Raw genomic sequence first — 14,274 nt, 5'->3', positions numbered from 1 at the left:
TCATGAGTGCATTCAGCGCAATCGGTGAAGAAACGGAGCAGGACCAAAACGAGTTCACCCCCGGACTCGAACCCCAGCCGACGTGGTGTCCGGGCTGCGGTGACTTCGGTGTCCTCAAGGCGCTCAAGGGCGCGGCGGCCGAACTCGGCCTCTCGCCCGACGAGATGATGGTGACGACCGGTATCGGCTGTTCCGGCAAGCTCAACAGCTACTTCAACAGCTACGGGTTCCACACCATCCACGGCCGCTCGCTGCCCATCGCCCGCGCCGCGAAGCTGGCGAACCCCGGTCTGACCGTGGTCGCCGCCGGCGGCGACGGCGACGGCTACGGCATCGGTGGCAACCACTTCATGCACACCGCTCGTGAGAACCACGACATCACCTACATCGTGTTCAACAACGAGATCTTCGGCCTCACGAAGGGCCAGACCTCGCCCACGTCGCCGATGGGTCACAAGTCGAAGACCCAGCCCCACGGCTCGGCTAAGACGCCGCTCCGCCCGCTCTCGATGTCCCTGAACGCCGGGGCGTCGTACGTCGCGCGGACGGCCGCCGTCAACCCGAACCAGGCGAAGGACATCATCGTGGAAGCCATCCAGCACGACGGCTTCTCCCACGTCGACTTCCTCACGCAGTGTCCGACGTGGAACAAGGACGCCCGTCAGTACGTCCCGTACATCGACATCAACGACTCCGAAGACTACGAGTTCGACAACACGAACCGCTCGGAGGCCTCGGAGATGATGTTCGAGACGGAGAACGCCCTCCACGAGGGCACCGTCCTCACCGGCCGGTACTACGTCGACGAAGACCGCCCGTCCTACCAGCAGGAGAAACAGCGCATCGGCGAGATGCCCGAAGAGCCGCTCGCGGAGCGCTACTTCGACGACTCCTACGAGTGGGAGCGGACGTTCGACAACTTCCTCGACAAGCACAAGTAACGCCGACGACGCGGTAGTCGGCGCTCGGTTCACGGCCGGCGGCCGCGCCGGTTCGATGTGACCGAGAACCCTTTTCGGATTCGCAAGATATTTTTCTCCCGTCGGAAAACCAACGGGCATGGAAACCACGTCCACGGAAGGACGCATCCTCGCGGTCTTGGAGGAAGACGCGAAGGCGTCGTATGCCCAGATCGCAGACAGGGCGGACGTGTCGAAGCCGACGGTTCGGAAGTACATCCGAAAACTCGAGGACGACGGCGTCATCATCGGTTACTCGGCCGACATCGACCCGAAGAAACTCGCCGGGCAGTCTATCGCCATGGTCGGCATCGACGCGACCAGCGAGCGCTACGTCGAGGTCACGCGCATCCTCAAGGAACTCGACTCGGTGGAGGCGCTGTACACGTCCTCCGGTGACCACATGCTGATGGCCGAGGTCCGCGCCGTCGACGGCGACTCCCTCGGCGACGTCATCTCCGACGAGATTCTGTCTATCGACGGCGTCACGGCCGCACACCCCTCGTTCCTGCAGGAGCGACTGAAGTAACGCGACCGATTTCGTCCGCCGCGACCGACCCGCCGCGACCGACCCGCCGCGTCCTTCCCCGTCGCTTTACTTTCGCCGCGCTATCTGAAGCTTCAGGTACGTCGCGCCCGTCCCCTCGACCATGGCGGAGGAGACGCTGCCGGGCACGACCGCCGACGACGGCCCCGACAGCATCGTCCTTCACGTCGACATGGACTGTTTTTACGCCGCCTGCGAGCGCCTGCGCGAGCCCGAGCTCGAAGGCGAGCCGGTGGTGGTCGGCATGGGCTACGAACCCGGCGAGGGCCACGGCGCGGTCGCCACGGCGAGCTACGAGGCCCGCGAGTTCGGCGTCGAGAGCGCCCAGCCGATTTCGACCGCGCTCGAACGCCTCCCGCGAATCGAGGGTCTCGGCCCCGACGGCGACCCCGCGGCGGCGGGCCACTACCGCACCGTCGACCTCGAGTTCTACAAGGAGGTCGCCGCCGACGTGAAGGCGATTCTCCACGACTGCGCCGACGTGGTTCGCGAGGTGAGCATCGACGAGGCCTACCTCGACGTGACCGACCGGACCGCGTGGGACCTCGCTGCCTCGGGCGACCGGACGCTGGCGGAGGGCTTCGCCCGCTACGTGAAACAGCGCATCGCCCGCGAGGTCGGCGTCGCGGCCTCCATCGGCGTCGCGCCGAACATGTCGACCGCGAAAATCGCCTCCGACTTCGACAAGCCCGACGGGCTGGTCGTCGTCCGCCCCGGCGAGGTGCGGTCCTTTCTCGCACCCATCCCTGTCGAGGAGGTCCACGGCGTCGGCCCCGTGACGGCCCGAAAGCTCGGCTCGCTCGGCATCGAGACGGCGGGCGACCTCGCCGAGGCCGACGCCTCGGTCCTCGAAGCCGAGTTCGGCTCCCGCGGCCGCGAACTCCACGAGCGGGCCCGCGGCTACGACGACCGGACGGTCACGCCGACGGGCCGGCCCAAGAGCCTCTCGCGGGAGTCTGCGTTCACCGAGCCGACCGACGACATCGGGGACAAGCGGGAGGTCGTCCGCGCCCTCGCGGCCGACGTGGCCGACCGCGCGAACTCCCGCGGGGCGATGTACCGGACCATCGGCATCAAGGTGGTCGTCCCGCCGTTCGACATCAACACGCGGGCGACGTCGCTTTCCGGGCCCGTGGACGACCCGGAACTCGTCGAGTCGGTCGCGCTCGACTTACTCGACGCCGAGTTCGAAGAGACGACCGTCCGAAAGCTCGGCGTCCGCGTCTCGAAGCTCTCGTTCGCGGACGCGGACCAGTCGAGCCTCGACGGTTGGGAGTCGGCCGGGGCCGGCGGCGACGACATCTCAGACGACCGCGTCGGCGACGGCGCCAGCGACGATACCAGCGACGACGAGCCCCCGAACGCCGGCGGTGGAACCCGCTCGCACGAGGGCCAGTCGTCGCTCGTCGAGTTCGACTGACGCCGCGGGACCGACGGGGCGAGGGGGAGGAACTATGGCCTCCGAGGGAGTCCACCAAACCGGATGACGGATTCGGACACGGAAACCATCTCGGTCGCCGAGATCAGCGACGGTCCAGGGGGAGAGGGAGTCGAAGAGCCGGGGACGACGGTCGACCTGCCGGTGGTCGACATCCTCACCGGTCGGGGGTTCGTCACCGGCAAGTCCGGGTCGGGCAAGTCGAACACGGCGTCGGTCATCATCGAGAACCTGCTTTCGGCCAACTTCCCGGTGCTCATCGTCGACACGGACGGCGAGTACTACGGCCTCAAACAGGAGTTCGAACTGCTCCACGCCGGGGCCGACGAGGAGTGCGACATCCAGGTGAGCCCCGAGCACGCGGAGCGACTCGCCACGCTCGCGCTCGAACAGAACGTTCCCATCATCCTCGACGTGTCCGGCTACCTCGACGACGCGGCCTCCGACGAACTGGTGACTGAGGTCGCGAAACACCTCTTCGCGAAGGAGAAGAAGCTCAAGAAGCCGTTTTTGATGCTCATCGAGGAGTGCCACGAGTACATCCCCGAGAAGGGCGGGATGGACGAGGCGGGCAAGATGCTCATCAAAATCGGAAAGCGCGGTCGCAAACACGGCCTCGGGGTCGTCGGCATCTCCCAGCGCCCCGCCGACGTGAAAAAGGACTTCATCACCCAGTGCGACTGGCTCGTCTGGCACCGCCTCACGTGGCGCAACGACACCAAGGTCGTCGGGCGCATCCTCGGGTCGGAGTACGCCGACGCCATCGAGGACATGGGCAACGGCGAGGGCTTCCTCGTCACCGACTGGTCCGAGTCGATTCGACGCGTGCAGTTCCACAAGAAACAGACGTTCGACGCGGGCGCGACGCCGGGCCTCGACGACTTCGAGCGTCCGGACCTGAAGTCCGTCGACGGCGACCTCGTCTCCGACCTCAAGGAGATCTCCGACGAGAAGGCCAGACAGGAGAGCCGCATCGCCGACCTCAGACAGGAGATAGACAAGAAGGACGCGAAGATTCGACAGCTCGAACGCGAGTTGGAGGAGGCGCGAGACCTCTCGCGGATGGCCGACCAGTTCGCGCAGGCGATGTTCCAGAAGGCAGAAGCGCCCTACCGCGGCGGCGACGGCCGTAACCTCAACCGCCCCACCGAAAAGCAGGCCGCGCTCGGCGAGTACAACGAGGCCACCGACGGCGACGTGGCGAACGCGGCGGCCGACGCCGCCGCTGAGGGCGGCGACGGGACCGAGAACGCCGGCGATACACCGCCCCGACGACCGCTCGAAGCGCCGTCCGGGCCGCCGTGGCCGACGCACGGACTGCTCTCCGAGAGCGACGAGGCGGAGGTCGACGGCGCGGGCGACGCGGGCGCTGCGGCCGCACCGGCCGACGACGAGTCGTGGATGGCGGCCGCCGAGATGGGCGACTTCGAGCCGGCGGAACTCCACCCCGCGCCGGGCGCGGAGAGCCGCCGCGACGTGGTCGACCGCATGACGGCCATCGTGAACGCGCTGGGAGACGTCCACCACGGAATGCTCGCGCACTACCGGGAACGCGGCATCTCCGACCCGCTCGCCGCCCACGTCGCCGCGGGCGAGACCGGCGACCAGCACCTCGCCTACGGCCGGAACCGGTCGCTCCGCCGGGCGGGCTTCATCCGCCACGCCGGCCGCGGGAAGTACGAGTACGCGCTGCCGGACCTCGTGAGCGACGAGTACGCGGACCTCTTGGGCGACGACGAACTCCGGGAGACGGTCGCGGCTATCGAGGCGTCGTTCGTCGAAGAAGAAGCCGACGGCGAGTAGACGTCGAGACGCGGGCCGTCGGTCGGAAGGAGAGTTTTGACGCGCTTACAGTCCGGAGACGAGGTCTTCGAGCGCCGCGCGCGGGTCGTCGGCCTTGGCGACGCCGGAGGCGAGCAGGATGCCGGACGCGCCGAGTTCCTCGGCGGTCACCACGTCGTCGCCGGTCGAGATGCCCGCGCCGCAGTAGACATCGACGTCGTCGTCCACGTTGGCCGCGGCGTCGACGGCGTCGGTGACGATGCCGGGGTCGGCGGTCGCGACGGAGACGTCGCCGCCGATGAGTTCCGGCGGCTCGACGGCGACCGAGTCGGGGCCGAGCGCGGAGACCGCGCCGATTTGGGCGGGGTTGTTGGCGCAGACGCAGGTTTCGAGGTCCGCTCGCTCGGCGGCCTGGACGGAGCCGTCGATGTCGGCGAGCTTCAGGCGCTTTTCGGAGTGGTTGATGAGCGTGCCGACCGCGCCGGCCTCGGCGACGGCCTCGGCGAGGGTGCTGCCGGTGTGGCTGCCGTGGCCGTTCGGGTCGACGTGCTGGGCCCACGTCTCGACGCCGGTGTCGGCGACGCGGGAGATGTCGGCCGCCTGCGGGGAGACGGCGATGCGGACGCCGGACTCCTCGGCCACGTCGCGCGCGGCGGTGGCGACTTCGATCGGGTCACACGGGTACGCCTTGAGGTTGACTAGGATGAACACAGTCGAAGTCGCGTCCGGCGAGACTAATAAATTGGTTTTCGGGGCCGCGATTGCCACGAGACGGCGTCTCGCGGGCGGAAAATCGTGATAAACGGAACGGGGGATTCGGCCGCGCGGTTCCCGGGACGGGCCGTCGGCACCGGCATCGGCGGTGTCGGCGTCGGCGGCAGTCGCTGGGGCGGGGTCGCGTCAGTCTTTGCGCTTGACCACGTCGCCGAGGGTGGTCGTCGTGGAGCCGCCGCCGGACCACTCGGAGTCGTCGTCGCTCTCGCCTTCGACCAGCGAGATGTCGAGCTTGCGCTCGATTTTCTTCCGGACGGAGTCCGGCGGCATGATGTCGCCGCGTTCGAGCTTGCGGATGAGGCTCGCCTTCTCGTTGAGCGACTGGGCGAGTTCCTCTTGGCTCATTCCGCGGGACTCCCGCGCCTGCCGGATGCGGTCGTCGTAGTCGGTCGCGATTTCGTCCATGTCGTCGAACATGTCGCGGCGACGCCGCTTCGACGACGAGGAGGAAGACGACCCCGAGGAGCGAGAGGAGTTCGAGCCCGACGAGGAGGAGGTGGAGTACTTCGTGCTCGCGCTGGAAGTCGACTCGGTGCGGACCTCCGTGCCGAACTCGGCGCAGTCGTCACACAGCTGCAGTTCTGCGCCTTCGACCTTCACAGTCTTCAGAGAGGCTTGGTCGGAGCCGCACATCTCGCACTGAGGCATACACTCACGTACCCGCCCGCCGCGTATAAAAGGCACGCCACCGGCCACTAACCCGACGCGACCGAGGCGCAACTGACGCGACCGAAACGCGACCGAAACGCGACCGAAACGCGACCGTCCGCGTCACTCGCGCCCGATGCGCGCTCGAATCTGGCGACGGACGGGTCGCGTGACGACGCGGTGGCCTCGCCGATAGACGACGACGTACGAGACCGGCAGGAGCGCGACGAACGCGACGATGAGCCAGCGCCCCTGCGTGAACGGGTCGGGCGGGAGCGTGAACGCGCCGGCGACGTACGAGGCGACACCGGCGAGCATCACGGCGAGCGCGGCGCGTTCGGTCCTCGACGCCGGTCGCCGCCTCGACGACCCGCTGACGAAAAACAAAAGGTACGCGACCAGTCCGACCGGAACGAAGGCGACGAGCGCCCCGAGGAGGTTCGGGAACCCGTGGCCGCGGGCGGCGGCGTTCTGCGAGACCCAAAGCGACGTGGCGACGAGGACGACGACCGGGACGAAGAACAGCGTCGCCTCCGCGGGCGACGGAACGATGGGGGGCACGAATCGTCGTCGTTCGTGTCACCTCATAGTAGTTTTGGCGGGGTTCCGGGACAGTCAGCACCGCGCCTCGTCCGCCAGCGGAAGCGCCAGTTGGACGGTGCTCCACCCGTCGCTTCGGTCGTAGTCGACTCGGCCGCCCGCGGACTCGACAACCCACTTGACGACCCACAGCCCCAGCCCCGAACCGTGGCTGAGTTGCGTGATGTCCTCGTCGCCGAAGACGGCGGCCCACTCGATTTCGGGGATACCGTCGCCGTCGTCGCTGATGCGGAGGGTCGCGTCGTTCTCGCACGCCGCCGCCTCGATGCGGACCGTCACGTCCTCGGGGGTGTGTTCCAGCGCGTTCTCCACGACGTTGGCGAGCGCCTGCGCGAGTTTCGGCCCGACGGAGACCGGGAGCGACGGGGGGAGGTCGAGGTCGAACGTCGCCGCGGGGTATCGGGTTCGCCGCGACTCGACGACCGCGCGGACCGTCGCGGTCGCGTCGACCACCTCGTCGGGTCGTTGGTCGTCGAGGACGGCGGCGGCGGTCCGAGCCTTCTCGCTGACCCGAAGGAGGGTTTCGGTGTGCTGGGCGATTCGCGCGGCCGCGTGGTCGACGCGCGGGTCCGCCGTCGCCTCGCGTATCTCTTCCGCCATGCCGAGGACGACGTTCATCTCGTTTCGGAGGTTGTGCCGGAGGACGCGCTGGAGCACCTGTAGGTGCTCTCTGGCGCGGCGCTGACCGGTGATGTCCGAATAGATGGAAAACCCGTACCGCCTCCCGTCGCCGCGGCTGTAGGGGATGCCGCGATAGAGGAACTCCCGTCTCCCCCACGCGGTCTGGCGGGTGACGATGGCGTGGTTGGCCTTGCCGTCGGCGGTCCGCTGGTCGAAGTCGACCGCCTCGTCGTCGGCGTTCGGCGGGACGATGAAGTCGTTGAGCGACTCGCCGCGTACCTCGGCCGCGTCGTAGCCGAAGACGGCCTCGAACCCCGGATTGACCGACCGGATAATCGGTTCGACGCCGACGATTTCGAACTCGATGACCGCGTCGTCGACGAGGTCGAACAGGTGGTCGAACCGGTCGCGCTCCGTGTGTAGTCGCGCGGCCGCCGGCTCCGGCAGTTCGCGACAGACCGCGCCGACGACCCGGCCCGCGCCCGTGGCGACGCTGTCGGCGTCTCCGCTTCCGTCACCGGCTCCGCCACTGCCGACTTCCCCGCCGGGGTACGGGGCGAACTCGATTTCGACCCCGACGGCTCCGGTCGCCCCGCCGCCGACTCCCGAGAGCCGGCAGCGGCACCGACGACTCTCCCACCCGCTCGCCGCTCGCACGGCGTCCGCGGCCTCGCGAACCTCCGGCCAGTCCCCGTCGGCGAGGAGGTCCGAAAACGGTCGCCCGCGGAGCGCCTCGGTGTCCGTCCCGAGGTGTGCCGCGAATCCCTCTCCCGCGTGGACGACGACGCCCGCCGCGTCGAGGACGAACATCACTCGACGAGGGCCGAGCACCGAGGGCGCTCACTCTCGGTTCGAGAAAACAGATATCGTGGGGCCCGGTGGCGAAATTGCGCGAGTATGTGAGTGTGTGTTGCGCGGTTGTGTCTCATTCGATTCGTTCTCTGGTGATAATCTGAAACATATAAATCCGCGGTAGCGGGCAACATCCTCGGGCAGTCGGTCGGGTTACCTCAGGTCGCTCCACGCGCCCCAGAAGCGCTGGACGGCGGTGAGATGGCCGACGACGGCGAAGAAGACGAGCAGCCAGCCGACGAGCGTGAACCCGCCGAGCGTGCCGGTGTAGACGGCGGACGCGAGGCCGACGAGGCCCATGAGCGCCAGTCGGTCGGCGCGCCCGACGAGACCGCCGTAGGCGCGGCCGAGCCCGACCGCCTGAATCTGCGTGCCGAGGTAGGAGGTCATCAGGACGCCCGTGACGGCGGCGAGACCCAGCGCGAACGAGTCGATACCGGCGGCGAGGCCGACGAGGACGACGATGTCGGCGTAGCGGTCGAGGACGTGGTCCAGCAGGTCGCCGGCCTTCGAGGAGACGCCCTGCTCGCGGGCGAGCGCGCCGTCGACGAGGTCGAGCCAGCCGTTACAGAAGACGAACACCGCGCCGAGGCCGTACCAAAGCGGGTCGGCGAGGCCGAAGGCGACGCCGGCGGCGACGGCGAACCCGAAGGCGACGACGCTCACGCCGTTCGGCGAGAGGCCGGCGGCGTCGGCGACCGAGACGAACGGGGCGAGCAGCTTGTCGGCGGTGTCGCGGTACTGGTCGAGCGTCATAGGTAGTCGATGAAGTCGACGGTCCCCGCCGAGGGTTCTCGCTCGCCCGCGACGACCGACGCGATGTCGTCGGCGACGGCGTCTGGGTCGCGGTCGGTCGTGTCTATCTCGTACACCGAGTCCTCGCCGTGGAACTCGACGGCCTCGCCGAGAATCACGTCCAACGCCTCCGATTCGCGGTTCTCGCGGGCCTTGGCCTCGGACTCGCCGCGGTCGAGGAGCCGCTGTTCGAGGATGTCGGGGCGACACCGAAGCACGACCACGCGGTCGGCCTCGAAGTGGTGTGCGAGGTGGCTCTCGACGAGCCCGTCCCAGTCCCCGAGGTGGTCGCGGGCGGCGTCGAGGTCGACGACGAGCGTGTCGCGCTCCTCGTCGCGTTCGCTCCAGAGGCCCTCGTCCTTCACGAGTCGGTTGAGGTGGACCACGTCGAGGTCGAGGTCGTCGGCGACGCGCTCGGTGGCGGTGGTCTTGCCGGTGCCGGGGGTGCCGGTGACGACGACTCTCACGCCGGCGGCACCTCCGAGACGATTCGGTTGAGCACGTCCACGGCGCGCTCCGTCTGTGCTTCGGTGCCGCAGGAGACGCGGATGCACTCAGGCAGGCCGAAGCTCCCGCAGTCGCGGACGATGACGCCCTCGCGTTGGGCGGCCTCGGTGACGGCGGTCGCGTCGCCGACCTCGACGAGGACGAAGTTGCCCTCGCTTTCCCACGTCGGCGCGTCGAGCTGTTCGCGGAGGTACTCGCGGGACCACCGGGCCGACTCGACGGACTTCTCGACGTGTTCCTCGTCGTCGAGCGCGGCGAGCGCGGCGCGGCAGGCGACCTCGCTGGCGGCGAACGGCGTGTTCACGCGGGCGTAAGCGTCGGCCCACGCCTCGGGCACGCAGGCGTAGCCGATGCGGAGGCCGGCCAGCCCGTACGCCTTCGAGAACGTCCGCAGGACCGCGACGTTGTCGTACTCCGAGAGCAGGTCGATGGCCGAGGGCACGTCGGCGAACTCGCCGTAGGCCTCGTCGACGACGAGGAGCGTGTGGTCCTCGACGGACTCGGCGAGTTCGACGAGTTCCTCCCGCGGGAGCACGGAGCCCGTCGGGTTGTGCGGCGTCGTGAGGTAGACCATGCGCTCGCCGTCGTAGGCGTCGAGGACGAGGTCGGCGGTCTGCTCGAAGTCGTCGCCCTTCGACACCTCGTACTGGACGGCGTCGCCGTGGTGGTACCGGGCGCTCATCGAGTAGTACGAGAAGCCGGGCGACGGTTCGAGAATCCGGCCGTCGGGTTCGAGCATCGCGCGCGTCAGGTAGTCGATAGAGCCGTCTGCGCCGGGCGACACCCACACCTGTTCGGATTCGAGGCCCCACTTGTCGGCGAGGCGCTCGGTCAGGTCCGTGTGGGCCGTCTTCGGGTAGACGCTCACGGTCGGCGCGGCGTCCTCGATGGCGGCGACCGCCTTCGGACTCGGGCCGTGGGGGTTCTCGTTCGAGGAGAGTTTCGTCAGGTCCTCGGGGTCCATCCCGAGTTCGCGGGCGACCTCCTCTGTCCCGCGGCCGGGTACGTAGGGAGCGTGTTCGGAGAGGTCCCGTGGTTGCATGGTCGGAAAATGCGGGTCGCGGTTCTTAAGCGTGCGTACTCCGGGACGGTGAGGTCCTCATTCGAGTTCGGCCCGAAGCGACTCGGCGAGCCGAAGCGAGAGCGCCGCGATGGTGAGCGTCGGGTTCATCGCCCCGCCGGTCGGGAAGACGCTCGACCCCGAAATCCAGAGGTTGCCGAGGTCGTGCGTGCGACACTCGGCGTCGACGACGCTCGATTCGGGGTCGTCGCCCATCCGCGTCGTCCCCATGTGGTGGTACGCGGGGCCGGTCTCGTCGGGGCCGACCGTCCAGCGGTCCTCGACGCCGAGTTCGTCCAGCACGCGCGCCTGAATCTCGTTGGCCCGCGAGAGCGCGGCGTCAGTCTGTTCGTCGACGGACCAGTGTATCTCGGGGACGGGGTCGCCGAGGTCGTCGGTCGTCTCCCGGTCGAGGCCGACGTAGTTGTCCTCGCGGGGGAGCTGTTCGACCAGCGCGCCCATGGACACGTGCGTGCCGTAGCTCTCGTCCAACTGGTCGAGCAGGTCGTCTCCCCACGTGTCGGCGTGGAGGGCGTCGATGACCGGCGACGGGCCGGCGTAGTTGAGAAACTCCAGTTTGAGGCCGTTGACCGGGTCGGCGTCGTCGTAGAACTGGTGGCACTCGCTGGTGTTGAAGCCGACGTGGTTCTGGCGCGTGGGTCGGTCGAGGCGGCCGCCCATCCCGGCGAACAGGTGGTCCATGAAGTACCGACCGACCGCGCCCGAGGAGTTGGCGAGGCCGTCGGGGTAGCGGTCGGAGTCGGACAGCAACAGCAGTCTGACGTTCTCGACGCCGCCGCAGGCGAGGACGAACTGTGTCGCCTCCTGTCTGTGGGTCTCGCCGTCGGGGGTCGTGTAGGCGGCGGCGACGACGCGCTCGCCCGCCTCGTCGTGTTCGAGTCGCCGGACCCGCGCCCGGTCGATGACTCGCGCCCCCGCGGCCTCCGCCTTCTCGACGTGGGACTCGGCGGTGTACTTCGCGCCGGAGGGACACACCGGCTTGCACGTCCCGTAGCCGACGCAGGGCGACCGGTCGTCGTAGGGTTCGGAGTTGCGGGCGTTGCCCACCGAGTGCATGTCGATGCCGAGGCGCTCGCAGGCCTCGGCGAAGATGGAGTCCGAGTGCGACGGCCGGAAGGCCGGAAGCGGATAGGGCTCGTCCCGCGGCGGCGCGTAGGGGTTGTCGGCCGCGCCCGCGACGCCGAACTCGCGCTCCGCGGCGGCGTAGTACGGCCGGAGGTCGTCGTAGCCGACGGGCCAGTCGACCCCGACGCCGTGTCTGGTGTCGAGTTCGAAGTCGCGCTCGTGGAGGCGCATCACCATCCCCTGCCAGTGGAGCGTCGACCCGCCGACGCCCTTCACGCGGGCGGCGTTCAGCGGGTAGAACGACTCGCCGGTGGAGGAAAACGCGTCCCGCGGGCCGCCCATCTCCCACGGGCCGTCGAGGCCGGGGCGGATGTGCTGTTCCAGTTGCTCCCGCCTGTCGCCGTCGAACCGCGGCCCGGCTTCGAGGACGACGACCGTCGCGCCCGACTCGGCGAGCCGATGGGCCACGAGACCGCCGGCGGGCCCGGCACCGACGATACACACGTCGGCGTCGGCGACGGGGGTCCTATCCACCGGTCTCGCCCCCGGAGTCGGCCGTTTCGGTCTCGTCTATCGTCGCCCGCCGGTAGCTCTCGGCCCCGCCGGGGTGGCCGATGGGGTTCTCGATGCCGACGAGGCGGCCGCCGGTCGGCGAGGCGTAGAACGCGTAGAGCAGTTCGTTCACGACGTGAAACCGGAGGCGCTCGGAGAGCGTGCCGTCCGGAATCGGGTCGGCCGCGTCGACGCCGAGTTCGCGGAGCAGGCGGTCGCGGTCGGCCGCGGGGAGGTCGGCGAAGGCCGCGCCCTCCCAGTCGCGGGCGACGTCGTCCAACTCGGTCGCGGCGTCGACCATCGCGGCCCGACGCGAGTCGTCTCGCGCGCGCCCGACGACGTAGGCCTCGACGAACTCCGAGACGCCCTCGGCCGCGCTCGGGTAGACCGCCTCGGCGGCGGCGACCATCGTCTCGCGCACCGCGGCCGGTGGGGTGTCGTCGCTGCCGGCGTCCGCTCCCCCCGTACCGGTCGACCCGCCTTCGTTGCCGGTCGAATCGGCGGTCGGCGGGTCGAACTGCGTCAGCGACACGGCCCCGCCGGTGACGCCGAGACCGGCGAGCACGGCCAGCGCGTCCCGTCGAGTCAGTCGCATTCGGCGGGAATTAGGCCAGCCTAATTATAGGGTTTGTCCTCTCGTCCCACGCGGTCGAGGACGACGGCGACGACGCCGAACGTGACGACGACGGGGACGACCGCGACGAGCATATCGAACCGCGCACCGAGATTGTACGCGAGGACGAGCGCCTGCACGTACGCGAGGAACGTCGCCAGTATCGTATCGAAGACGGGCGGAACGCTGGTTCCGCGTCCCGTCGCTCCGGCGAGTCGGGTGACGACGAGCGCGCCGACGCCGACGACTGGGATGAGAAGCACGCCGAGCGGGGCGGCGACGAACGAGTCGGCCTCGCCGCCGGTTCCGAAGTGAACCGCGACCGAGGAGGGGAGTACGGGAAGGAGCGCGACGCCCGCGACGGCGCTGAGCGCGAGCATCGCGACGCCGACGAGTGTCAACCGGGGAACACGCATACGGTCGGGTCGTGGCTCGACGATGAAAAAACGGACCGTCGGTCGGGGTCAGTCCTGTCTGACGCGGTGTTCGAGGACGCCGACGCCCTCGACTTCGACCTCGACGCGGTCGCCGTCTTCCAGCGGGCCGACGCCCTCGGGCGTGCCGGTCGAGATGACGTCGCCGGGTTCGAGCGTCATGTAGGACGTGATTTCGGCGACGAGGTCGGGAATCGAGAAGATGAGGTGTTCGATGCTGGAGTCCTGCCGCGTCTCGCCGTTCACGCGAAGCGAGATGCTCGCGTCATCGGGGAGGTGGTCGGGGTCGGCGAGGGCCGGCCCGAGGGGCGCGGAGCCGTCGAACGCCTTCCCGCGGACCCAGTTCGTCTCGATATCCTGGTCGTCGCGGTTGGACACGTCGTTCATGACGGTGTAGCCCGCGATGACCGCCTCGGCGTCCTCGGGCGCGACGTTTCGGCACTGCTCGCCGATGACGACGGCGAGTTCGGCCTCGTGTTCGACGTTCTCCTTGCCCGCGGGGAGCGTCACGGTGTCGCCGTGGCCGGCGACCGCGTTCGGCGGCTTGAGGAACAGGAGCGGCCGGTCGGGGACCTCCTCGTCGCGCTCCTCGGCGTGCTTGGCGTAGTTGCGGCCGATACAGACGATTTTCGACGGCTCGCACGGGGGAAGCACGTCGACCTCGTCGAGGTCGTAGCGCTCGCCGCCGAAGGAGACCGAATCGCCGTGCCACTCGCCGGTTCGAACCGCGCCCGCGGGGTCGCGGAATCGGACGTGATGCATGCCCCACGCGTCGGCGGGGGGCGTGATAGGCTTTTACATCGCGCGAGTCGCTCGGTGACGTGGGACATTCTTGCACGATTCTCATCCCTTTTGTGGCCGTGGGGTGACGGGCGTGTATCGGCCGTCCCGGACAGTTCGTTCGAGTGGACTCGGGCGGCCGATTCTGCTGTCGGATTCGAGACGAGAGCGGCGGGGCCGGCTCCTCGAACGTCGCCACGAACTCCCGGAACGTCGCTACGAATCC

At 69.0% G+C, this 14,274-nt stretch carries 15 protein-coding genes; 4 read left to right on the top strand and 11 right to left on the bottom strand.

What is annotated here, in order from left to right; genetic code table 11:
* Nucleotides 1-2: 2 nt before the first annotated feature.
* The 4 genes from C5C07_RS06945 (at nt 3) to C5C07_RS06930 (ending at nt 4,747) form a co-directional block, all read left to right on the top strand.
* On the top strand, nt 3-941 hold the full coding sequence (locus C5C07_RS06945) for a thiamine pyrophosphate-dependent enzyme (RefSeq protein WP_004977240.1): 939 nt from the start codon (nt 3-5) through the stop codon (nt 939-941).
* Nucleotides 942-1,059: 118 nt separating this feature from the next.
* Entirely contained in the window at nt 1,060-1,488 is a 429-nt protein-coding gene (lrpA1, locus tag C5C07_RS06940) for an HTH-type transcriptional regulator LrpA1 (RefSeq protein ID WP_004043634.1), read from the top strand.
* A gap of 121 nt (nt 1,489-1,609) precedes the next feature.
* Nucleotides 1,610-2,926, top strand: a complete 1,317-nt coding sequence (gene dinB, locus C5C07_RS06935; protein WP_115804783.1) for a DNA polymerase IV — start codon at nt 1,610-1,612, stop codon at nt 2,924-2,926.
* A gap of 63 nt (nt 2,927-2,989) precedes the next feature.
* Nucleotides 2,990-4,747: a helicase HerA domain-containing protein gene (locus C5C07_RS06930; protein ID WP_115804782.1), complete on the top strand. Its 1,758-nt coding sequence runs from the start codon at nt 2,990-2,992 to the stop codon at nt 4,745-4,747.
* A gap of 45 nt (nt 4,748-4,792) precedes the next feature.
* Here C5C07_RS06930 and tpiA read toward each other — a convergent pair whose 3' ends face one another.
* From tpiA to C5C07_RS06875, 11 genes are all read right to left on the bottom strand, one after another.
* Nucleotides 4,793-5,437 (bottom strand): triose-phosphate isomerase, encoded by a 645-nt coding sequence (gene tpiA / locus C5C07_RS06925; protein WP_004977244.1) that lies wholly within the window; start codon nt 5,435-5,437, stop codon nt 4,793-4,795.
* Between the two features lie 189 nt (nt 5,438-5,626).
* On the bottom strand, nt 5,627-6,148 hold the full coding sequence (locus C5C07_RS06920) for a multiprotein bridging factor aMBF1 (protein ID WP_081909201.1): 522 nt from the start codon (nt 6,146-6,148) through the stop codon (nt 5,627-5,629).
* Between the two features lie 123 nt (nt 6,149-6,271).
* Complete coding sequence (locus C5C07_RS06915) at nt 6,272-6,709, bottom strand: hypothetical protein (RefSeq protein ID WP_115804781.1); 438 nt, start codon at nt 6,707-6,709, stop codon at nt 6,272-6,274.
* 54 nt (nt 6,710-6,763) lie between these two features.
* Nucleotides 6,764-8,179, bottom strand: a complete 1,416-nt coding sequence (locus C5C07_RS06910) for an ATP-binding protein (protein WP_115804780.1) — start codon at nt 8,177-8,179, stop codon at nt 6,764-6,766.
* 195 nt (nt 8,180-8,374) lie between these two features.
* On the bottom strand, nt 8,375-8,977 hold the full coding sequence (locus C5C07_RS06905) for a CDP-alcohol phosphatidyltransferase family protein (RefSeq protein WP_004977249.1): 603 nt from the start codon (nt 8,975-8,977) through the stop codon (nt 8,375-8,377).
* The gene (locus tag C5C07_RS06900) at nt 8,974-9,483 is read right to left on the bottom strand and encodes an adenylate kinase family protein (RefSeq protein WP_050458980.1); all 510 of its coding nucleotides are present in this window, start codon (nt 9,481-9,483) and stop codon (nt 8,974-8,976) included. Before C5C07_RS06900 ends, C5C07_RS06905 begins: the two co-directional genes overlap by 4 nt.
* Nucleotides 9,480-10,565 carry a histidinol-phosphate transaminase gene (gene hisC, locus C5C07_RS06895; RefSeq protein ID WP_115804779.1) on the bottom strand — a complete coding sequence of 362 codons (1,086 nt, stop codon included), beginning with the start codon at nt 10,563-10,565 and terminating at the stop codon, nt 9,480-9,482. Before hisC ends, C5C07_RS06900 begins: the two co-directional genes overlap by 4 nt.
* Nucleotides 10,566-10,622: 57 nt before the next feature.
* Complete coding sequence (locus tag C5C07_RS06890; protein ID WP_115804778.1) at nt 10,623-12,203, bottom strand: GMC family oxidoreductase; 1,581 nt, start codon at nt 12,201-12,203, stop codon at nt 10,623-10,625.
* Nucleotides 12,196-12,816, bottom strand: a complete 621-nt coding sequence (locus C5C07_RS06885; protein WP_115804777.1) for a gluconate 2-dehydrogenase subunit 3 family protein — start codon at nt 12,814-12,816, stop codon at nt 12,196-12,198. The genes C5C07_RS06890 and C5C07_RS06885 overlap by 8 nt, the downstream gene beginning before the upstream one ends.
* 20 nt (nt 12,817-12,836) lie before the next feature.
* Complete coding sequence (locus C5C07_RS06880; protein WP_082220685.1) at nt 12,837-13,235, bottom strand: DUF1648 domain-containing protein; 399 nt, start codon at nt 13,233-13,235, stop codon at nt 12,837-12,839.
* Nucleotides 13,236-13,298: 63 nt separating this feature from the next.
* A complete protein-coding gene (locus C5C07_RS06875) occupies nt 13,299-14,030 on the bottom strand; it encodes a fumarylacetoacetate hydrolase family protein (RefSeq protein ID WP_115804776.1) in 732 nt (243 codons plus the stop codon).
* Nucleotides 14,031-14,274 lie beyond the last annotated feature (244 nt).

This window comes from Haloferax sp. Atlit-4N (genome assembly GCF_003383025.1).
Taxonomy (GTDB): domain Archaea; phylum Halobacteriota; class Halobacteria; order Halobacteriales; family Haloferacaceae; genus Haloferax; species Haloferax gibbonsii.
The sequence above is the reverse complement of the archived record's forward strand: the minus strand, read 5'-3'. Positions and strand labels throughout refer to the sequence as shown.